The sequence below is a fragment of the Bradyrhizobium sp. STM 3561 genome, assembly GCF_045571455.1.
GTDB classification, from domain to species: Bacteria; Pseudomonadota; Alphaproteobacteria; order Rhizobiales; family Xanthobacteraceae; genus Bradyrhizobium; species Bradyrhizobium vignae.
The window spans coordinates 6,367,466-6,385,796 of record NZ_CP120695.1; the positions used below are offsets into that span (position 1 = coordinate 6,367,466).

At 64.7% G+C, this 18,331-nt stretch carries 17 protein-coding genes and 1 pseudogene; 6 read left to right on the plus strand and 12 right to left on the minus strand.

The features are described 5' to 3' along the window. Positions 1 to 140: 140 nt before the first annotated feature. Positions 141 to 866 carry an acetoacetyl-CoA reductase gene (gene phbB, locus P6U28_RS30275; protein ID WP_122400526.1) on the minus strand — a complete coding sequence of 242 codons (726 nt, stop codon included), beginning with the start codon at positions 864 to 866 and terminating at the stop codon, positions 141 to 143. Positions 867 to 1,107: 241 nt separating this feature from the next. Then, positions 1,108 to 2,286, minus strand: coding sequence for an acetyl-CoA C-acetyltransferase (locus P6U28_RS30280; RefSeq protein WP_122400525.1), 1,179 nt, complete (start codon positions 2,284 to 2,286; stop codon positions 1,108 to 1,110). Positions 2,287 to 2,598: 312 nt separating this feature from the next. Between P6U28_RS30280 and phaR the strand changes: the two genes are divergently transcribed. Together phaR and P6U28_RS30290 are read left to right on the plus strand one after the other, a co-directional pair. Beyond that, on the plus strand, positions 2,599 to 3,189 hold the full coding sequence (phaR, locus tag P6U28_RS30285; protein ID WP_122400524.1) for a polyhydroxyalkanoate synthesis repressor PhaR: 591 nt from the start codon (positions 2,599 to 2,601) through the stop codon (positions 3,187 to 3,189). A 38-nt stretch (positions 3,190 to 3,227) separates the two neighbouring features. Further along, positions 3,228 to 3,848, plus strand: coding sequence for a class I SAM-dependent methyltransferase (locus P6U28_RS30290; protein ID WP_407120396.1), 621 nt, complete (start codon positions 3,228 to 3,230; stop codon positions 3,846 to 3,848). A 118-nt stretch (positions 3,849 to 3,966) separates the two neighbouring features. On the opposite strand, the gene P6U28_RS30295 is transcribed toward P6U28_RS30290, so the two are convergent. Beyond that, positions 3,967 to 4,854: a branched-chain amino acid aminotransferase gene (locus tag P6U28_RS30295; protein ID WP_129144446.1), complete on the minus strand. Its 888-nt coding sequence runs from the start codon at positions 4,852 to 4,854 to the stop codon at positions 3,967 to 3,969. Between the two features lie 141 nt (positions 4,855 to 4,995). Between P6U28_RS30295 and P6U28_RS30300 the strand changes: the two genes are divergently transcribed. After that, positions 4,996 to 5,961: an alpha/beta hydrolase gene (locus P6U28_RS30300; RefSeq protein ID WP_129144445.1), complete on the plus strand. Its 966-nt coding sequence runs from the start codon at positions 4,996 to 4,998 to the stop codon at positions 5,959 to 5,961. Here the strand turns inward: P6U28_RS30300 and P6U28_RS30305 are convergent. Further along, positions 5,942 to 6,190 carry a hypothetical protein gene (locus P6U28_RS30305; protein WP_129144444.1) on the minus strand — a complete coding sequence of 83 codons (249 nt, stop codon included), beginning with the start codon at positions 6,188 to 6,190 and terminating at the stop codon, positions 5,942 to 5,944. The genes P6U28_RS30300 and P6U28_RS30305 overlap by 20 nt on opposite strands. Positions 6,191 to 6,404: 214 nt before the next feature. Between P6U28_RS30305 and P6U28_RS30310 the strand changes: the two are divergent. Continuing rightward, a pseudogene (locus P6U28_RS30310) lies at positions 6,405 to 7,276 on the plus strand (hypothetical protein). Between the two features lie 8 nt (positions 7,277 to 7,284). Here P6U28_RS30310 and P6U28_RS30315 read toward each other — a convergent pair. From P6U28_RS30315 to P6U28_RS30325, 3 genes are all read right to left on the minus strand, one after another. Continuing rightward, entirely contained in the window at positions 7,285 to 7,845 is a 561-nt protein-coding gene (locus P6U28_RS30315; protein ID WP_162500076.1) for a carboxymuconolactone decarboxylase family protein, read from the minus strand. A gap of 127 nt (positions 7,846 to 7,972) precedes the next feature. Continuing rightward, a complete protein-coding gene (locus P6U28_RS30320) occupies positions 7,973 to 9,118 on the minus strand; it encodes a PLP-dependent cysteine synthase family protein (RefSeq protein WP_407120397.1) in 1,146 nt (381 codons plus the stop codon). A 44-nt stretch (positions 9,119 to 9,162) separates the two neighbouring features. Continuing rightward, positions 9,163 to 9,627 carry an Lrp/AsnC family transcriptional regulator gene (locus P6U28_RS30325; RefSeq protein WP_129144442.1) on the minus strand — a complete coding sequence of 155 codons (465 nt, stop codon included), beginning with the start codon at positions 9,625 to 9,627 and terminating at the stop codon, positions 9,163 to 9,165. Positions 9,628 to 9,786: 159 nt separating this feature from the next. Between P6U28_RS30325 and P6U28_RS30330 the strand changes: the two genes are divergently transcribed. Continuing rightward, entirely contained in the window at positions 9,787 to 10,803 is a 1,017-nt protein-coding gene (locus P6U28_RS30330) for a 1-aminocyclopropane-1-carboxylate deaminase (RefSeq protein WP_122400516.1), read from the plus strand. 221 nt (positions 10,804 to 11,024) lie between these two features. Here the strand turns inward: P6U28_RS30330 and recQ are convergent, their stop codons facing one another. From recQ to P6U28_RS30350, 4 genes are all read right to left on the minus strand, one after another. Continuing rightward, on the minus strand, positions 11,025 to 12,890 hold the full coding sequence (recQ, locus tag P6U28_RS30335; protein WP_129144441.1) for a DNA helicase RecQ: 1,866 nt from the start codon (positions 12,888 to 12,890) through the stop codon (positions 11,025 to 11,027). Between the two features lie 253 nt (positions 12,891 to 13,143). Further along, positions 13,144 to 13,884: a polysaccharide deacetylase family protein gene (locus P6U28_RS30340; protein WP_407120398.1), complete on the minus strand. Its 741-nt coding sequence runs from the start codon at positions 13,882 to 13,884 to the stop codon at positions 13,144 to 13,146. 105 nt (positions 13,885 to 13,989) lie between these two features. Then, entirely contained in the window at positions 13,990 to 14,988 is a 999-nt protein-coding gene (locus P6U28_RS30345) for a homoserine O-succinyltransferase (RefSeq protein ID WP_407120399.1), read from the minus strand. Between the two features lie 12 nt (positions 14,989 to 15,000). Next, positions 15,001 to 16,302 carry an O-acetylhomoserine aminocarboxypropyltransferase/cysteine synthase family protein gene (locus tag P6U28_RS30350; protein WP_122400512.1) on the minus strand — a complete coding sequence of 434 codons (1,302 nt, stop codon included), beginning with the start codon at positions 16,300 to 16,302 and terminating at the stop codon, positions 15,001 to 15,003. Between the two features lie 281 nt (positions 16,303 to 16,583). On the opposite strand from P6U28_RS30350, the gene P6U28_RS30355 reads away from it, so the two are divergent. Further along, the gene (locus tag P6U28_RS30355; protein WP_407120400.1) at positions 16,584 to 16,742 is read left to right on the plus strand and encodes a hypothetical protein; all 159 of its coding nucleotides are present in this window, start codon (positions 16,584 to 16,586) and stop codon (positions 16,740 to 16,742) included. A 2-nt stretch (positions 16,743 to 16,744) separates the two neighbouring features. Here P6U28_RS30355 and P6U28_RS30360 read toward each other — a convergent pair whose 3' ends face one another. Further along, positions 16,745 to 18,316, minus strand: coding sequence for an amidase family protein (locus P6U28_RS30360; RefSeq protein ID WP_129144438.1), 1,572 nt, complete (start codon positions 18,314 to 18,316; stop codon positions 16,745 to 16,747). Between the last annotated feature and the right edge of the window lie 15 nt (positions 18,317 to 18,331).

Here is an 18,331-nt window from a genome sequence, read left to right on the forward strand (position 1 = left end):
GGAATCTCGAGATTCTCAGGTGCGCAATTGCGCACCATAGTTCGCCGCTGTCGCGGCGCCCCCGAATGACAGGGCATGATGCCCGGGACAAGCCCGGGCATGACGATGTTGCGAATATCAGCCCACGTGATGCGATCGCATCACACCATGTACTGGCCGCCGTTGACCGTCAGCGTCGAGCCGGTGATGAAGCCGGACTCGTCGGCCGCGAGGAACACGACCGCGCGCGCAATCTCCTCGGGCTCGCCGAGCCGGCTGGCCGGGATCTGCGGGATCACGCTCTTCTCCAGCACGTCCTTCGGCACCGCCTGCACCATTTCGGTGTTGATGTAGCCGGGGCAGATCGCATTGACGGTGATGCCGCCCTTGGCGTTCTCGAGCGCGAGCGCCTTGGTGAAGCCGATGTCACCGGCTTTCGCGGCGGAATAGTTGACCTGGCCGAACTGCCCCTTCTGGCCGTTGATCGACGAGATCGAGATGATGCGGCCGAACTTGCGCGCGCGCATGCCCTCGATGACTTGGCGCGTCATGTTGAACAGCGAGCCGAGATTGGTGTTGATGACCGCGTTCCACTGCTCAAGCGTCATCTTGTGGAAGGCGGTGTCGCGGGTGATGCCGGCATTGTTGACGAGCACCTCGATCGGCCCGAGATCGGCCTCGACCTTCTTCACGCCCTCGGCGCAGGCGTCGAAACTGCTGACGTCCCATTTGTAGACGGCGATGCCGGTCTCGGCCTTGAATTTCTCCGCCGCCGCATCGTTCCCGGCATAGCTTGCCGCGACCTTGTAGCCGGCCGCCTTCAGCGCCTTGCTGATCGCCGCTCCGATGCCTCGCGTACCACCCGTCACCAGTGCAACACGTGCCATGTCGTATTCCTTCCCTTGGACTCTTCAGACGTTTCTGACGTGATCGTTTTTAACAGCGGATTATGCGGGACGTTTGACGGACATCAAGAACAAAACGCCCGGCGCGAGCCGGGCGTTTCTCTTTAGTCGAGGCTTGCGTGGTTGCGAAGAATATTTGATTTGCAACCGCTGCCTTTTTAGTCGCGTGCAACGCACGCGCTGACGTGTGCGGCGCACGCGTCAGCTGCGTGTCGGGTCGTCGTCAGTCGCGCGCCACACACATGGCGATGCCCATGCCGCCGCCGATGCACAGCGTGGCCAGGCCCTTCTTCGAATCGCGCTTCTGCATTTCGTGCAGCAGCGTCACCAGCACGCGTGCGCCGGACGCGCCGACCGGATGGCCGATCGCGATCGCGCCGCCGTTGACGTTGACCTTCGAGGTATCCCAGCCGAGGTCCTTGTTGACGGCGCAGGCCTGTGCCGCAAAGGCCTCGTTGGCCTCGACCAGGTCGAGATCGCCGACATTCCAGCCGGCCTTCTTCAGCGCGGCGCGCGAGGCCGGGATCGGGCCCGAGCCCATGATCTTCGGATCGACGCCGGCCTGCGCCCAAGACACGATGCGCGCGAGCGGCTTCTTGCCTTCCTTGGCCGCCTGCTTGGCCGTCATCAGCACCACGGCGGCAGCGCCGTCATTGATGCCGGAGGCCGAGCCCGCGGTGACCGTGCCGTCCTTCTCGAAAGCCGGCTTGAGCTTCGCCATCGCCTCCAGCGTGGCGCCGTGGCGCGGATATTCGTCGGCGCTGACGACGACGTCGCCCTTGCGGGTCTTGATGGTGACGGGAACGATCTCGTCGTTGAACTTGCCGGCCTTCTGCGCGGCCTCGGCCTTCTGCTGCGAGGCGACCGCGAACTCGTCCTGCTGGGCGCGGGTGATCTGCCATTGGCGCGCGACGTTCTCGGCGGTGTTGCCCATGTGATAGCCGTTGAAGGCATCCCACAGGCCGTCCTTGATCATGGTGTCGACCAATTCGAGACCGCCCATCTTGACGCCACCGCGCAGGTGCTGGGCGTGCGGGGCCATGCTCATGGACTCCTGACCGCCGGCGACCACGATCTCGGAATCGCCGTTGAGCAGCGCCTGGTAGCCGAGCGCGACCGTGCGCAGGCCCGAGCCGCAAAGCTGGTTGACGCCCCAGGCCGGGCTCTCCACCGGAATTCCGGCGGCGATCGAAGCCTGGCGGGCGGGGTTCTGGCCCTGGGCGGCGGTCAGGATCTGACCCATGATGACTTCGGAGACCCGGCCGGGCTCGATGCCCGCGCGCTCCAGCGCGGCCTTGATGGCGACGGCGCCGAGATCGTGGGCGGGAAGGGTCGCGAAGGCTCCGTTGAAGCTTCCGACCGGGGTGCGGGCGGCGCTGACGATGACGACATCGTCTGACATGGGCATCTCCTGGGGCTTGAGGTTCTTGTAAAGGGGGCAGGCGGGCTGGAAAAGCAATCGCCAGTCTGTCAGCCATCCTGTTAACGTCGTTGAGGCATGTCAATCGGCCGGGCACCGAATTCATACCGCAGCGCATTCAAAACAGCGTTCTTGGCGCTTTCGCAAGCAAGATTTTGCCCTGCAATTAACCGTGCCGCACAAAACGGTAGCGTGAGCCCTTTGAAAATGCTTATTTTGTTGCGTTGCGTACTCTTCCCGCCCTGCGGCATTGCCCGACAGGTTCCCGTTCTCCGCGCTTGCAAGTGAGAGCCCATGGCGAAATCAGACCAACCCACCACAATCAAGAAATACGCGAACCGCCGGCTCTATAACACCGGGACGAGTACCTATGTAACGCTGGAAGACCTCGCCGCCATGGTCAAGGACGGAGAGGATTTCCTGGTCTATGACGCCAAGACCGGCGACGACATCACCCGCTCTGTGCTCGCCCAGATCATTTTCGAGCAGGAGAACAAGGCCGGCCAGAACCTGCTGCCGACCACCTTCCTCCGCCAGCTGATCCGCTTCTATGGCGACAGCATGCAGATGGTGGTGCCGAAATATCTGGAGCAGTCGATCGCGACTCTGACCCAGGAGCAAGAGAAGTTCCGCAAGCAGATTGCCAACACGCTGTCCGGCACTCCTTTTGCTCCGCTGGAGGAGCAAGTCCGCCGCAACATGGAGCTGTTCCAGCAGACCTTCTCGATGTTCAAGCCGTTCGCAGCGCCCCGTCCGGCCGCCACTCCCGAGCCGGAGCCCGATGCGAATGCCGAGGCACCGAAGGACAGCAATATCGACGAGCTGCGCCAGCAGATGAAGGAAATGCAGGATCGTCTCGAGCGGATGTCGAAGAAGGACGAGTAGTCTTTTATTCGCGCCGCCCGCGCACGGAAGCGCGAGCTATGTCTGAGCGAAGCACCCATTGGGACCACGTCTACGCCACCAAGGGCGAGGCCGAGGTCAGCTGGTTTCAGGACAGCCCGGCGATCTCGCTCGAGATGATCCGCGCTGCCGGCCCCAACCATGACGCAGCCATCATCGATGTCGGCGGCGGAGCATCACGGTTGGTCGATGCGCTGTTGCAGGACGGATATCGCGACGTCACCGTGCTGGACCTTTCTGCCAAAGCGTTTGACGCGGCGAAGAAGCGATTGGGCGGAGCCGCTTCGATGGTCGACTGGATCGTCGCCGATGCCACGACGTGGCAACCGGCGAAGACCTACGACGTCTGGCACGATCGCGCCGCGTTTCACTTCCTGACCGATCTCCGCGACAGGGCCGCTTACGTCGAGCGCCTGCGGTCGGCAATTGCGCCTGGCGGTCACGTCATCATTGCGACGTTTGCACCTGATGGTCCCGAGAAATGCAGCGGCCTGCCGGTGCAGCGCCACGACAGTGCCAGCCTTGCAGCGGAGCTTGGGCCGGAGTTCGAGCTGGTCGAGACGCGGCGCGAGACGCATCACACGCCGTGGGATTCGACGCAGGCGTTTCAGTTCAGCCGGTTTCGCAGGCGCGGCTCGTGAGCGGCGCCGCACGATCCACAAACTCGTCATTGCGAGCGCAGCGAAGCAATCCAGACTACCGCCGCGGGAAACTCCTGGATTGCCTCGCTGCGCTCGCAAATGACGGAGGGACAGCCTCCTACGCCGCCAGCTTCACCGCATGCGCAAAGTCCCAATAGAGCATTCGCGCTTTCGTGTAGAACGGGCCCGGCTTCAGCTCGCGCTCGTCGATGCGAATCACGGGCGCGACCTTGGCGAAATTGCCGGTTGAAAAGATCTCGTCGGCGGCCAGGAAATCGGCATAGCGCAGCGTCTTCTCGACCACGGTGACGCCGTCGCCGCGAAGCAGGCTGATGACGCGCTGGCGCGTGATGCCGTTGAGGAAGGTGCCGTTCGGCACCGGCGTGAAGACCACGCCGTCCTTGGCCATGAACACGTTGGAATTGCCGAACTCGGCGACGTTGCCGAGCATGTCGAGCATCAGCGCGTTCTGGAAGCCGCGCGAAGCAGCTTCCGCGAGCGCACGCGAATTGTTCGGATAGAGGCAAGCCGCCTTGGCCTCGACCGGCGCGCATTCGGCGGTGGGCCTGCGGAACGGCGACAACGTGATGGCGTTGCCGACAGGCTTTGGCATCGGCGCCTCGTAGATGCACAGGCACCAATTGGTGGTCTCGGGGTCGAACAGCACGCCGCCGCCGCTCCCGTTCTGCGCCCAGTACATCGGACGGATATAGAGCTCGGCATTCGCGGCAAAGCGCGCGATGCCTTCGTTGGCGAGCGCGAGCCAGGTATCGGTATCGACCACCGGCTTCAGGCCGAAATTGATCGCGGATTGATTGGCGCGAGCGACGTGACGGTCGAGATCGGGTGCAACGCCCTCGAACGCGCGCGCGCCGTCGAACACGATCGAGCCGAGCCAGGCCGCATGCGTGCGCGGGCCCATGATCGGCACATTGCCGTCGTGCCATTTGCCCTCGAAGAAGGTCCAGCTCGGCGAATAGTCGATGGGTTTTTTGATCTCGGCCATGACCGGCCTCCCCTGAGAATATCCGGGCACTATTGCCGCAATTTCTAAACGATTTGCTGCGGGATTTGGGCACCCTCTGCCTTCAGGGAGGTTAGGACCGCGCAAACCGGCTATAATGTCCGGCAGTCACGGAGTGTCCCCATGCCGCTCGATCCGCTCGCAAAGCGTTTGTTGACCATGTTGGCGGCGGCTGCGCCGCAGGCGCGGAGCCGGCCCAGCGTGGAGGCGCGACGGCAATCGCTGGCAAAGCTGATGCAGTTCGCGCGCGCCGAGGCGCCGGATGTGACGACCTCGGACGGCATGCTGACCGGTGCGGGCGGCGAGCTGCCCTATCGCCTCTACACGCCGGCAAGCGCTGGGGAGCTCGCACCGGGCTTCGTGTTCTTCCATGGCGGCGGCCTCGTCGCCGGCAGTATTGCCACGCATGACCGCATCGCGGCGGCGCTGGCGCATGCCACCGGCTGCCGCCTGGTCTCGGTCGACTATCGGCTCGCACCCGAGCACAAATTTCCCGCTGCCGTGGACGATGCGATCGCCGCGACCGAATGGGTCGCGCGCGAGGCGCGCTCCCTGGGCATCGACGCCGAACGGCTGGTTGTCGGCGGCGATTCCGCCGGCGCCACATTGGCGGCGATCGTGTGCCAGCAGGCTTTGCAAAACGCCGGCCTCTCCATCGTGGCGCAATGCCTGATCTGCCCGGTGCTGGATTTCGAGGAGACCTCGCCCTCGCGCGAGGCCTTTGCGGAGGGCCACCTGATCGATCGTGCCACGATCGAAGCCGATCTTTCCGACTATCTGCCTGACGGCATCGACACCGCCCATCCGCGTGTCTCTCCGTTGCGCGCGACACGGCTCTCGGGCCTGCCGCCCGCGATCATCCACACTGCCGAGTACGACCCGATGCGCGACGAGGGCAATGCCTATGCCCGCAAGCTGCTCGCCGCGGGCGTCGCCGTCGAGCATGTCTGCCACGACGGCATGGTCCACAATTTCCACGCCATGGGCGCGATCTTGCCACAGGCTCAGCTCGTGCTGTCGCAGATCGGCGAGCAGGTGCGCAGGGCGGTGAAGAGGGAAGAAAGCAGCGTCATGCCCTCGAGCCAATGACCGCGCGCGCTGCCGCGACATACTCCGGCCAGTGCGCGTCCGCATAGCGTTCGGCCTGCCGCGCGCAGATAATATCGGGGGCATGCGCGGCCGCAATCGTGCGCGCAAAGCGTTCTTCGGCTACGGTCACGTCGCCGGGTTCTGCCGATGGTGCAGCGGCGGCAGCAGCGGTGGGAGCAACGGCGAGCCCCGCCATTCCGGCGAGCAGGATGCGGCGTGACGTGTTCATGGCTGTCGTCCTCCATTGTTCGGCCTGCACTGTGGCTGGCGAGTGTGTCGGTGCGATCACGGCAGGGTAACCGCACACGTCCATGCCGTCCATCGCTTGCGAAGAGCGCTTGACCGCACGAGCGATCACGTTCCATCTAGCACCGGTTTCGCCGTCAAATCGCCATGCGCCGGATCGTCACGTGCCCCTTCGCAGCCAATCTCGTCGTTCGGTTTTGCGCGTTACCGCGACGGGACTGCTTTGTCTGGCGATCTCGGCCGGCGGAGCCTTCGCGGCCGACGATGAGGACGACGAGCCCGCAAAGCCACGTGTCCCGAACATCTACCTCGATTTGCGCACAATCTATGCGAGGACCCCGGCGGGCGCGCTCGGGCTCGGCTTCGGCAACACCTCGGTATCGGCCGCGCTCGAAGCCCTGGCGGTGCGTGGAGGCGCAACGCTGCCAAACGGCTCGCCGGCGGCAAAATCCATCGCCGTCGACCTGCCGCTGACCGTCGACGTCAGCGACCGCGTCTCGCTTTATGGCGGCGTGTCGGGCTCGACCATTGACGTCGGCGGCGGCTGGTCGGCGTTCGACATCACGAGCTGGAACATCGGCGTGCAGGCCGATCTCTACCAGCAGAACGGCGGGAAGATCCGACCATCAGGCTGCAGTCGACCCTGACGCAGTCGGTGCCGAACGAGCAGGGCATGACGAATTCCTTGAACAACATCCTGGAATTCGACTACGCGCTCGACGAGGACGAGACACGGGGCTGGCTGGCCGGCATGCAATACACCAAGACCAGCATCGCCAGCCCGTTCGCCAGCATCGGAACGAACACGATCCTCTATGCCGGCGGTTATTATCAATGGCCAAGCAACTGGAAGTTCACCGGGCGCGTCGGCATGCAGTCTTTCGGCGGCGCGCAGCTCGGGGGGCGGACGCTGGCGGCGTCCTTCACCCAGCCGACCCTGCGCCTCGACCTCGATCGCATGGACGACAACGATAACCGCCTGTTCGGCATCACCGCACAGATCGCGTGGACGCCGAAACCGGCCTACCAGCTGACGCTGCGAACGCCCCTTTACGCCGTGCGCAATTAGCCAGCTCGCTAGTCCGGCACCGGCACGTCAAAGGTGTTGAGCGTGACCGAGACCATACAGTAGACGCCGACGAGATAGGACAGCTCGGCGGCGCCGTGCTCGCCGAATTCCTTCACCGCCGCGCGCCAGGTCAGCTCCGGCAGTACGCCGCCGCCGACCAGTGCCGATGCCATATCGTAGGCGACCGCCTCCTGCTTGGTGAGGTCCACCGGTCGCTGCCCGGCGACGATGGTCGCGAGCTTCTCGTCGGAGAGGCCACGCTGCTCGGCAACGAGCACGTGGGCATAGAGCTCGTAACCGGACCGGAAATGCGAGCCGGTGACGAGGATCGCGACCTCGCGGACGGCAGCGGGCAGCAACGGGTTCGACGCGATCGCTTTGACCAGCTCCCATACCGGCTTGCCGAAGCGCGGCTCGCGGATCCAGGGATTCCAGGGCCCGAGCAGCGCGCCGTCGTCGCGCATGTTCACAAAACCCTTGAAATGATCCTTGATGCCGGCTCGCATGTCGTCATAGAGCGGCTTCTGTTCGGCACTCAGGTCTTTCGGATCGAGAATGGGAAGTCGCACGGCAGGATCTCCTCGTTGAGAGGACGCAACCGTCACCTGCAGCCGCGCGCAAGGCAAGTGAAGTTGCCGTGACGGGCCGTGCCATTTCGTAAATCGCACGAAGATGTCAGCTACGGACCTTTGGGCCCTATGCGCTCTCCGGATTGACGACGTCGTCGACATCGAGTCTCAAGGGCTCACCTGTCGCGAGTAACGACGACAATGTCGCCTCGAACGGTGCCGGATCGAGACCGCGCGCTTTCAGCCATCCCGACTCGTAATAGGTCTGTCGGTAGCGCTCGCCGGAATCGCAGATCAGCGTCACCAGCGACCCCGTGACGTTCGCCTGGCGCATCTCCGAGGCGAGCCGGCACAGCGCCAGGAAATTGGTGCCGGTGGAGCCGCCGACCGGGCGGCGCAGCCGGCGCGCCAACACGTTCATCGCGGCGATCGTCGCCGCATCCGGGATCTTCATCATGCGATCGACCACGCCCGGCACGAAGGAAGGTTCGCAGCGCGGCCGGCCGACGCCCTCGATCAGCGACGGCCGATCGCAGACATGGGATCGGTCCTGGGAGCGGAAGCAGTTGAAGAAGGCGGAGTGCTCGACATCGGCAACGCACAGCCGCGTCGGATACTGGCGATAGCGCAGATAGCGTCCGATAGTGGCCGAGGTGCCGCCGGTGCCGGCGCCCATCACGATCCAGTCCGGCAGCGGGCGCGGCTCGCCCTGCAATTGCGTGAAGATCGATTCGGCGATGTTGTTGTTGCCGCGCCAGTCGGTGGCGCGTTCGGCGAAGGTGAACTGGTCCATGTAATGGCCGTTCAGACGGGCTGCGAGCGCCGCAGCCTCCGCATAGAGCGCGCGGCCGTCGTCGATCAGGTGGCAGTTGCCGCCATAATGCTCGATCGCGGCGATCTTCTCCGCCGACGTCGTGCGCGGCATAACGGCATAGAAGGGTACGCCGATCATCTGCGCGAAATAGGCTTCCGACACCGCGGTCGATCCCGACGAGGCCTCGACGACGGACGTACCTTCCCGGATATGGCCGTTGCACAGCGCGTAGAGGAATAGCGAGCGCGCCAGCCGATGCTTCAGGCTGCCGGTCGGATGCGTGGATTCATCCTTCAGGTAGATATCGATGCCGGACAGTGCCGGCACGATCAGCCGAATCAGATGCGTGTCGGCGGTGCGGCACTGGTCGGCCGCGATCGCGGCCACGGCCTCGTCGACCCAGCCGCGCCGATAGGCCGGCCCGGCCGGATTGTGCTGGCGGAACGGGAATGTCTGCATTGCGCGAATCTCTCATGATGCCGATCGTGCATCAAGTGTGAGGCTCAAAACTCCAGCGGCGCGTTGTCGACGACCTCCTTCATCACGAAGAAGGTGCGGGTCTGGCGCACGCCGGGCAGCGCGATGAGCTGCTCGCCGTGGATGCGGTTGAAATCCTCCATGTCACCGACCCGGATCTTGAGGAAATAGTCGAAGTCGCCTGCGACGAGGTGGCAGTCGAGCACGAATTTCAACTTCGCAATCGCCTGCTCGAAGGTGGCAAAGCTCTCCGGCGTCGAGCGGTCGAGCACGACGCCGACCATCACCAGCGTGCCCTTTGCCACCTTTTTCGGCGCGACCATGGCGCGCACCGCGGCGATGAAGCCGTCCTCGAACAGGCGCTGGGTGCGGCGGTGGCATGTGGCGGGGCTGATCGCGACTGATGCGGCCAGCTCGGCGTTGCTCAGCCGCCCGTTATTTTGCAGCAATCTCAATATCTTGAGGTCGATACGGTCGAGCCGCCCGGACATGGAAGAATCTTTCACTTGGAGATGCATCGGCGGAAGAAGTCTTAGCTGAAGTCGCATCTTCCGCAAGATCACGTGCAATATGGGCGCAAAATTCGAGAGCACCTTTTTGCGCCGCAATGCTAGCCACGTCGCAGACACCAACGCCAACGGGGATGATCCATGAACCTGGAAAAATTCGCGCGCTATCCGCTGACCTTCGGTCCGACGCCCATCGAGAAGCTGGAGCGGCTGTCAAAACATCTCGGCGGCCACGTCGAGGTCTATGCCAAGCGCGAGGACTGCAATTCCGGCCTCGCCTATGGCGGCAACAAGCTGCGCAAGCTCGAATACATCGTCCCCGACGCGATCGCCTCCAACGCCGACACGCTGGTGTCGATCGGCGGCGTGCAGTCCAACCACACCCGCATGATCGCCGCCGTCGCCGCCAAGCTCGGCATGAAGTGCCGCCTGGTGCAGGAAGCCTGGGTGCCGCACGAGGACGCAGTGTACGACCGCGTCGGCAACATCATGCTCTCGCGCATCATGGGCGCCGACGTGCGCCTGGTCGATGACGGCTTCGACATCGGCATCCGCAAGAGCTGGGAGCAGGCGATCGAGGAGGTGAAGGCCGCTGGCGGCAAGCCTTACGCCATTCCGGCCGGCGCCTCCGTGCACAAGTTCGGCGGGCTCGGCTATGTCGGCTTCGCCGAGGAGGTGCGCAAGCAGGAGAAAGAGCTCGGCTTCAAGTTCGACTATATCGTGGTCTGCACCGTCACCGGCTCGACCCATGCGGGCATGCTGGTCGGCTTCGCCGCCGACGGCCGCGCCCGCAAGGTAATCGGCATCGATGCGTCCTTCACGCCCGCGCAGACCAAGGCGCAGGTGCTCGAGATCGCGCAGAACACCGCCAAGCTGGTCGAGCTCGGCAAGGAGCTCGTCGCCGACGATGTCGTGCTGATCGAGGACTACGCCTATCCGGCCTACGGCGTGCCGTCGGAAGAGACCAAGGAGGCGATCCGTCTCACCGCGCGTCTCGAAGGCATGATCACCGACCCCGTCTACGAGGGCAAGTCGATGCAAGGCCTGATCGATCTTGCGAAGAAGGGCTATTTCGAGAAGGGCGCGAAGATTCTCTACGCCCATCTCGGCGGCGCGCCGGCGCTGAACGGATATGCGTATGCGTTCCGTAACGGGTGAGTGAAGCTGGCTCTCGCGCCTCATTAACTGCTGTCGTCCCCGGCAAGCGTCAGCGCAGACCCGGGACCCCCGCGCGAGCGCCTGCGCTCGTCGCGACCACATGACCGCGTTTGGCGAAGACTCGTGCTTGGCAGCTTGCCCCAGCCACATCGGCCTGTGGTTACGGATCCCGGATCTGCGCGCTTTGGCGCGCTTGTCCGGGATGACAATTGAGTTGGCGGCTACCTCGTCCTGACGATCTGCAGCAGCTCGTCGCCGTAATGCTCGAGCTTCTTGTCGCCGATGCCCGGCACGTTGCGCAGCTCGTCCAGCGTGGTCGGCCAGGCCCGGACGATGCCGTCGATGGTGGCATCGTGGAGTACCACGTAGGCCGGCACGCCGCGCTGGCGCGCAACCTCAGAACGCCAGGCGCGCAGGCGCGCGCGCAGCTCGGGATCGACATCGCCTTGCGGCGCGCTGGCCGCGGGCGCGAGATCGCCGCGACGGGACTTGGCGCGGCTCGACCGGATGCGGGTGCCCGGCGCCTCCTCGCGCAGCCACACGTCCGTTTCGCCGCGCAGCACGCCGCGCGAAGACTCCGTCAGCTTGAGCGCGCCGTAAGCTTCGCTGTCGCTTCGCAGATGTCCCATCGCCACCAATTGCCGCAGCACCGTGCGCCATTGCTTTTCGTTGAGCTCGCGGCCGATGCCGAACACCGACAGCTTGTCGTGACCGAACTGCGTCACCTTCTCGGTCAGGCGCCCCATCAGCACGTCGATCAAATGCATCGCACCAAAGCGCTGTCCGGTGCGGTAGACGCAGGACAGCAGCTTCTGCGCCAGCACCTTGCCGTCGCGCATCTTGGGCGCCGTCAGGCAATTGTCGCAATTTCCGCAGCTCTCGCCCATCACGATCTCGCCGAAATAGGCGAGCAGCCGCCGTCGGCGGCAGTGCGGCGTTTCGGCAAGACCGACCAGTGCATCGAGCTTGCCGATCGAGACCCGCTTGAACTCGTCGGAGGCGTTGGACTCGTCGATCATGCGACGCTGCTGCACGATGTCCGACAGCCCGTAGGCCATCCAGGCCGTCGATGGCTTGCCGTCACGGCCGGCGCGCCCCGTCTCCTGGTAATAGGCCTCGATGCTCTTGGGCAGATCCAGATGGGCGACGAAGCGCACGTCGGGCTTGTCGATGCCCATGCCGAACGCGACGGTCGCGACGATGACGATGCCGTCCTCGTTGAGAAAGCGGTCCTGGTTGCGCGAGCGCAACGACCCATCGAGCCCGGCGTGATAGGGCAGCGCCGCAATACCGGCGTCCTGAAGCGCGGCAGCGACCTCCTCGACCCGGTTGCGCGAGAGGCAATAGACCACGCCGGCATCGCCCATGTGGCGCTCGCGGATGAATTCCTTCAGCTGCGATACCGAATTGCGCTTGTCGACGATCTCGTAGCGGATGTTGGGCCGGTCGAAGCTCGAGACGAATTGCGGCGCGTCCGAGAGCTGAAGCCGCGCGACGATCTCCTTGCGGGTCAGCTCGTCGGCGGTCGCGGTCAACGCGATGCGCGGCACGTCGGGAAAGCGCTCGGCGATGATGGAAAGGCCGACATATTCGGGCCGGAAATCATGGCCCCATTGCGAGACGCAATGCGCCTCGTCGATCGCAAACAGCGCCACCTTCGCCTGCGCCAGCAGCGACAGGCAGCGGGGCGTCACCAGGCGTTCCGGCGCGACATAGAGCAGGTCGAGGTCGCCCGCGAGCAGGCGCCGCTCGATGTCGGACGCCTCCTGCGGCGTCAGCGACGAGTTCAGCGCGGCGGCGTTGACGCCGGCCTCGATCAGGCCGGCGACCTGGTCGCGCATCAGGGCGATCAAGGGCGACACCACGATGCCGCAGCCTTCACGCAGCAAGGACGGAAGCTGGTAGCACAGCGACTTGCCACCGCCGGTCGGCATCAAAACCAGGCAGTTGCCGCCGTCCGTGACGTGCTGGATGATCTCGCCCTGCGCGCCGCGGAAACCCGGCAGGCCGAACACCGAATGCAGCACCGACAGCGCATCGCGCCCATTGGCCGGCGCAGGCAGCGGAGCGGTGGAGGGAGCGGACATGGCGGAGCAGATCAGGCCGTGAGATTCGTCACAAGGCCAGTCGCATGCTGGCGTCGGCGTGGCAAGACCGTTTGCGGGGCGAGTGCGCCCCTTCCCCTCTCCCCCTGCGGCCTTGCGGGGAGAGGGTGGCTCGCCGCATAGTGGCGAGACGGGGGAGGGGTCTCCATCCACGAATTCGATTTTGCGGAGGCATACCCCTCATCCGGCGCTTCGCGCCACCTTCTCCCGCAAAGGGGGAGAAGGGAAAAAGACGCTACGCCCCGATCCGTCGCAGCGCTTCTGCGACGGTCACGATCGGCATGTTGCGCTTGCCGGCGGCCTCCAGCGCATGACGCATCAAATGTGGCGTGCAGCCATAGGGGCTCGGCCTAGTGGTGACGTCGTGGCCGTAGAAGATCAGCCAGCCGCCGCTTGCGACCGCCTCGTCGAAATAGCGATCGATGCCCGCCTTGTCGATCTCGCAATCGACCAAAGGCGAGGCGCGCAGGAACTGGAGATCGATGACGCCGCTGTTGACGCCGGGAAGGATGCCACGCGCGGAAAAGGCTTTTGCGAGTTGCGGCTTGCGCCAGACCGAGGCGATCCCATAGGGATAGGCGAAGTTCTCCAGCGTGATCGAAGCATCGATGCCGCGGAAATGACTGCGGTTCCGCTCGATCTCGCGAGCCATCGCGGCTTCGCCGAGAGTGGCCGAGCTCTGATGCGAGAAGGTGTGGCAGGCAATCTCGTGTCCAACGCGGTGAAGCCGCACGATCGCGTCATTCGACAGGCCATGCCAATGATCCGAGGGGCGATCGATCAGACTGCCGGCGAGGTAATAGGTGCCGCGGCCGCCATGCTGCTCCAAAAGCTCGGCGCCCTCGCCTGCGGCGCTGTCGGGGGCATCGTCGAAGGTGAAGCTCACCATCGGCACATGCACGGGCAGCCGGTGCGGCGCGGCCCGAAAATGCCGGGCCAGCCGATTGTTCACGCGTCCCTGGAGTGCCGACCACACGCTGCGTTTCCCGTGATGTCCTGTTTCTCTACTGAAACATTCGTGCGCAGGTTGAGGCAAGCCTAACGCACGGGTAATCCTAACGCGGAATCAAGACCGCTTCGGCTAGCGCGCCGCCACCGCCGCATCGGCGTCCGCGCCGAGATAGCGCAACCAGTTGCGGAAGAGCACCGCCGCGGCGTTGCCGGCGTCGATATCGGCGCGCAAGCTCAGCCCAGGCAGCTCGTTGGTGAGCGCCGGATGGCGCTCGTGTGTCGCCTTCTTCTCGAACCGAGCCAGCTTCTCTTCGGTCGCTGCGTCAAAGTAACTCACCGGCAGGCGCGGATAGTTGTCGCGCTCCCGCGCGAGATAGCGGCCGATGTCGCGCAGATATTCGCGCTGGAGCGACAGCGCGTCATACTCCGGGTGGCCCTGGAAGAACACGAAGCGGCTGGCATATTGACGAACGAAGACGTCGACGCCGGCTTCGGCCGAGCGTGTCAGCACCTGATAGCCGGCCTCAGCGAGATCGCTCTCGGCGATTTCGTTCAGACGTGAATGCGAGACCTTGAGCGGCGCAGGCGCCGCATGGGTCAGGGAATCGCTCATCACGACGTCGCAATCGAAAATGCCGTGGCATTTGGCCGGCAACCGCCGCCGCTCAATGCCGTCGAGATGCAGCACCGCGGCATGCGCGGCAAGGCACGACCAGATCGTCGATCGCGTGTTGGTCTTGGCCCAGTCGATCAGGCTCGTGAGGTCGCGCCAGTATGGCTCCTGGTCGAGCTCGGGCGCGATCGGCTCGGCGCCGGTCACGATCAGCCCATCGAGTTTTCCACGCTCGAGATCGGATAGGTCGGAATACTCGCTCTCGACATGCCACCTCGCTTCGGGCGAGCGCTTCACGCTGGGAAGCGAGAAGCAGTGGAAGCGGATACGGCGCGCACCTGCTGCGGCCTGGAGCAGCTTCATGAACTGCCGCTCGGTCGCCTTCAGTGCCGCATCCGGCATGTTGTTGACGAGACCGATGGTGAGTTCGGTGCCGGCTTCGCGCGCGAGATGGTGCGCGGCGGGCACCAGCGCCGGGCCCGCAATGAATTGATCGCTATCGATCAAGATCGTCATGGGCGGCGGCGCCTACTCCGCGGCCTCGAGGCGCGCCGATGGGCAGGCTTTTTCCAGCGCCTGGTCGACGTCCTCGATGATGTCAGAGACATGCTCGATACCGATCGACAGACGGATGGTCTCCGGCAGCACGCCGGCAACGCGCTGCTGCTCCGCCGACATCTGCCGGTGCGTGGTCGAAGCCGGATGGCAGGCGAGCGACTTGGCATCGCCGATATTGACGAGCCGCGTAATCAGCTTCAGCGCATCGTAGAAGGTCTTGCCGGCCTCCATGCCGCCTTTGATGCCGAAGGTGAACAGCGATGAGGCGTTGCCATTCAAGTACTTCTGCACCAGCGGATAATAGGGGCTGTCCGGGAAGCCGGTGTAATTGACCCAGGCCACGCGCGGGTCGTCGCGCAAAAATTCGGCGACCTTGCGGGCGTTCTCGACATGGCGCTCCATGCGCAGCGCGACAGTCTCGATACCCTGGAGCAGCAGGAAGGCGTTGAACGGCGACAACACCGAACCCATGGTGCGCTGGTAGACGCTGCGCGCGCGCTCGATATAGGCGGTGCGGCCGAACCGCTCGGCATAGACGAGGCCGTGATAGGACGCGTCGGGCTTGTTGTAGGCCGGAAAACGATTGGCGTATTTCGCCCACGGGAAGTTTCCGGAATCGACGATGGCGCCGCCGAGCGTGGTGCCGTGACCGCCCAGGAACTTGGTCAGCGAATGCACGGCGATGTCGGCGCCGTAGTCGAACGGCTTGAGCAGGATCGGGGTTGCGACGGTGTTGTCGACGATCAGCGGCACGCCATGCGCGTGGGCGATCTTCGCCAGCGCCTCGATGTCGCAGACATTGCCGGCGGGATTGCCGATGGTCTCCGCGAACACGGCCCGGGTGTTTTCGTCGATCAGCTTCTCGATCGCCTCCGGCTTGTCGCTCTCGGCGAAACGGCCGGTAATGCCCTGGCGCGGCAGGATGTGCGAGAGCAGCGTGTGCGTGGTGCCGTAGAGCTGCGGCACTGAAACAATGTTGCCGCCGTGATCGGCGACGTTGACGAAGGCAAAATGCAGCGCAGCCTGCCCGGTCGCGACCGCAAGCGCGCCGACGCCGCCTTCGAGTTGGGCGATGCGCTTCTCCAGCACCGCGCTGGTCGGATTGGCGATGCGGCTGTAGCGAAAGCCCTCAGTCTCGAGATTGAACAGCGCCGCGCCGTGATCGGCACTGTCGAAGGCGTATGCCGCGGTCTGGTAGATCGGCACGGCCACTGCGTGCGTCGTGGCTTCGGGCTCGTAGCCGGCGTGAATAGCGATCGTCTCGTTGCGCATCGTGCCACCTCCGCGTGGAGCGGGCCGCACTTATTGGCCTACAATGAGGCGTGTGCGTTGTCCGCCGTCCCTCTGTTAGAGGCGGGTGGTAAAGCGGACAATAATTCGCCTAGAGATCGAGGAAGTAACCCTAATGCTTGCTCGCGAATTGGCCGGAAATCCGGTTAAATTCAATTAACTGACCTTGCCGTGTCTCGCGCGGTGTCGTCTCGCCCTGCGCGGCCGAGCTCCCCTCCCCCATGGGCAGGGTTATCGCATTTGCACATTTGGCGGAGGTCGTCATGCCCTGGCTTGTCCCGGGCATCCATGTCTTTGTGCTGCATGGAAAGGCGTGGTTGGCCGGGACAAGCCCGGCCATGACGCTGGACAGACAGTCGGTGCTCAACAGCGCACACCGCGGGAAAGGGGAATGCATCTCCAACGCGGCGGCGCTTGCTTAGGCTTACGCCATCGTCTCCCACAGCCGATGTGCCAGCACGCCGACGCGCTTCTCGATCGCGGCCGCGGCATCGAGTGCGAGATCCTCGCGATAGCGCCCTGCAATCAGCTGCACACCGATCGGCTTGCCCTCGTGGAGCGCCACCGGCACCACTGCGCCGGGCAGACCCAGCACGTTGATGGCGGAGATGAAGCGGATCTCGCCCCAGAAGATCTCGCGCACGCGCTCGGCGCTGACGGCATCCTCGCGCGGGCCCGGCGTCGGCTTCACCGTGGTCGGCGCCAGCACCACCGGATAGTCCTCGAAGAACAATTGCCAGGCGCGGACGTGGCCGTTGCGCGCGGCAGTGGCGCGCATCCAGGCCGGCAGATCGAGCACGTTGGCCTTGGCTTTCATGCCGCCCCAGGCCTTGTGAAAATCTTCGGACGCGACCTTCAGCATGGAGGCTTCCTGCATCACCACGGTCTCGTTGGTGATGATGTCGCACCAGGTCTGCCAGACACCGTTGATGTCTGGCACCTCGACCTCGCTGACGCGATAGCCGGACCGTTCAAGATGGTCCGCGGCCTGGCGCAGCGCCGCGGCGACAGACGGATCGACGTCCATGTCCTCTGGGATCTTTGCCAGCGCGACCTTGATCGGTCCCTTCGGCTTCTCGCCGACCAGTGGTGCCGGCACCCACCAGGGATCGCGCGGATCGCGCTGGCTCATCACCTCCAGCGCAAGGCGAACGTCGGCGACGTGGCGTGCGAGCGGCCCCTGCGCCGACATTAGATGCGCCAGCATCGGCCGCTCCGCCGTTGCGCTGGCGTTGAAGGCGGGGATGCGGCCCTGCGTCGGCTTGATGGTGGCAACGCCGTTGCAATGCGCCGGCCAGCGCAGCGAGCCACCGATATCGTTGCCATGGGCGATGGTGCCGATGCCCGCCGCGACTGCCGAACCCGCGCCGCCCGAGGAGCCGCCGCAGGTGATATCGGGATCCCAGGGGTTGAGCGTCAGCCCGTGCAGGGGATTGTCGGTAAAGCCGCGAAAGGAGAATTCGGGCGTATTGGTCAGCCCGATGACGATCGCGCCGGCCTTCTTCAGGTTGCGCACGACAGGCGCATCGGAGGGCGCAACCAGGTTCTTGTTGGCGGGCACGCCGTTGAAGTTCGGCCGGCCCTGGTAGTCGACGTTTTCCTTGATGGTGACAGGCACGCCGTGCAGGAGGCCGAGCTCGCCGCCTCTGGCGCGCTGCTTGTCGGCCGCATGGGCCGCGGCAAGTGCTTCCTTGGAGAGATCGACGACGACGGCGTTCAGCCGCGGATTGACGGAGCGCATCCGTTCGAGATGGGATTCGACCGCCTCGACCGCGGAGATGGCGCCGGAGCGGATCGCGGCGGCGGTCTCGACTGCCGACCATTGCCAGGGCGCCCCCTTGGGGCGGCGTGGTGCGGCGGCCTTCGCCCGAGGCGCCTTCCTGGCCGGCTTCGCGACCACGCTCTTGCGGCTGGAGCTCGCCTTGCTCGGGGTCTTCACTTCTTTCTCCAAGACACTTTTCTTCTTGGTCTTCTTGGTCACCGTCTTCTTCGCCACGCCAGCATCTCCTTC

Bases quoted from the DNA above. Each gene is read 5' to 3' on its own strand.
- phbB (WP_122400526.1), bottom strand. From the start codon at position 866: ATGGCACGTGTTGCACTGGTGACGGGTGGTACGCGAGGCATCGGAGCG.
- P6U28_RS30295 (WP_129144446.1), bottom strand. From the start codon at position 4,854: ATGGCCGAGATCAAAAAACCCATCGACTATTCGCCGAGCTGGACCTTC.
- recQ (WP_129144441.1), bottom strand. From the start codon at position 12,890: ATGTCCGCTCCCTCCACCGCTCCGCTGCCTGCGCCGGCCAATGGGCGC.
- P6U28_RS30345 (WP_407120399.1), bottom strand. From the start codon at position 14,988: ATGACGATCTTGATCGATAGCGATCAATTCATTGCGGGCCCGGCGCTG.
- P6U28_RS30325 (WP_129144442.1), bottom strand. From the start codon at position 9,627: ATGTCCGGGCGGCTCGACCGTATCGACCTCAAGATATTGAGATTGCTG.
- P6U28_RS30290 (WP_407120396.1), top strand. From the start codon at position 3,228: ATGTCTGAGCGAAGCACCCATTGGGACCACGTCTACGCCACCAAGGGC.
- P6U28_RS30355 (WP_407120400.1), top strand. From the start codon at position 16,584: ATGCCCTGGCTTGTCCCGGGCATCCATGTCTTTGTGCTGCATGGAAAG.
- P6U28_RS30300 (WP_129144445.1), top strand. From the start codon at position 4,996: ATGCCGCTCGATCCGCTCGCAAAGCGTTTGTTGACCATGTTGGCGGCG.
- P6U28_RS30320 (WP_407120397.1), bottom strand. From the start codon at position 9,118: ATGCAGACATTCCCGTTCCGCCAGCACAATCCGGCCGGGCCGGCCTAT.
- phaR (WP_122400524.1), top strand. From the start codon at position 2,599: ATGGCGAAATCAGACCAACCCACCACAATCAAGAAATACGCGAACCGC.
- P6U28_RS30305 (WP_129144444.1), bottom strand. From the start codon at position 6,190: ATGAACACGTCACGCCGCATCCTGCTCGCCGGAATGGCGGGGCTCGCC.
- P6U28_RS30280 (WP_122400525.1), bottom strand. From the start codon at position 2,286: ATGTCAGACGATGTCGTCATCGTCAGCGCCGCCCGCACCCCGGTCGGA.
- P6U28_RS30330 (WP_122400516.1), top strand. From the start codon at position 9,787: ATGAACCTGGAAAAATTCGCGCGCTATCCGCTGACCTTCGGTCCGACG.
- P6U28_RS30350 (WP_122400512.1), bottom strand. From the start codon at position 16,302: ATGCGCAACGAGACGATCGCTATTCACGCCGGCTACGAGCCCGAAGCC.